This is a genomic window from Erwinia sp. ErVv1 (assembly GCF_900068895.1).
GTDB lineage: Bacteria > Pseudomonadota > Gammaproteobacteria > Enterobacterales > Enterobacteriaceae > Erwinia.
The window spans coordinates 826-2,068 of record NZ_CDPK01000002.1 but is presented as its reverse complement, the minus strand read 5'-3'; the positions used below and the strand labels follow the sequence as shown (position 1 = coordinate 2,068).

The following is a 1,243-nucleotide window of genomic DNA, read 5'->3' as shown; positions in this document are numbered from 1 at the left end:
CGCATTGGCGGGGAGCCGGAACAGACACTGCCGATACAGTCAGAAGTCCCGGAAGGGCTGTATAAAGCCTCTGACCTGACGCTGTTATTTGCCGGGCTTATCGGTGGCGTAGGGGGTGCCGCGAAGGCCGGGGCGCTGGCGAAGCTGTTCAGTAAAATTCCGGGTATCAACAAACTGGCCCGTATCGCCTGCCGCGCTGGCGTGCTGATGACGGGTGCCGCTGCCGTGGGCATCATCGCGCGTCCGGTGGATATCGTCAGTGGGCAGAAGTTTCTCTCGGGTGATGACGAGCTGGATTTCGTATTGCCTTCCCGTCTGCCGGTGGTCTGGCAGCGTTACTGGCGCAGTGGCAATCCCGGCGACAGCGTGCTGGGCCNTCCCGTCTGCCGGTGGTCTGGCAGCGTTACTGGCGCAGTGGCAATCCCGGCGACAGCGTGCTGGGCCGTGGCTGGTCACTTTTCTGGGAAACCCGCCTTGAGCGGTATCAGGACGGGCTGGTGTGGCGTGCGCCGTCCGGCGATTACGTGTCATTTCCTCCCGTGCCGAAAGGACAGCGAACCTTCTGTGAACCGGAGAAGCGCTGGCTGGAACACCATCAGGACGATACATGGTCAGTGTATGATATCAGCGGCGAGCGCTGGCATTACTCATCCCTGCGGGACGATTCCCCTTCCCTGCCGCTACGCCTCACAGAACCCTGTGGTAACGATATTCTTTTTGACTGGAACGACGACCATACCCTGCATTCACTCACCGACAGCGCGGGGCAAAGTGTAGTCTGCCGCTACACAACCGTCAGCGGACAGGTTCGCCTGACCGGGGCCTGGCTGGATAATGAAGTCTGCCTGGTCAGCTACGGCTTCGATGATAAGGCCAGGGTGATTAGCGTCACCGGACGAGGCGGTCAGGTACGCCGCCGCTTTGGCTGGTATGACGACGGCGACGGAATGGATTTACTGCGCAGTCATGAGGACGGCAACGGGCTTGTGAATGAATATCTGTGGCAGAACATTGATGGTCTGCCGCGCGTGGTGGCGTACCGCAACAGCGCGGGTGAGCAGCTTGATTTTGAATACGATTTTGAAAATGGCACCCGCCGCGCCACCCGCGAGGATGGCGTACAGGCAGACTGGCTGGTTGACGACGATAATAACGTCGCCCGTTTCACAGATTATGACGGTCGCCAGACCAGCTTTGTTTACCACAACGGTGAGTTATGCGATGTCATCCTGCCTGACGGAGC

At 59.7% G+C, this 1,243-nt stretch carries 1 pseudogene; it reads left to right on the top strand.

The window, feature by feature from the left end:
* A pseudogene (locus A1830_RS21005) lies at positions 1–1,223 on the top strand (DUF6531 domain-containing protein); the annotation flags it as partial.
* Positions 1,224–1,243 lie beyond the last annotated feature (20 nt).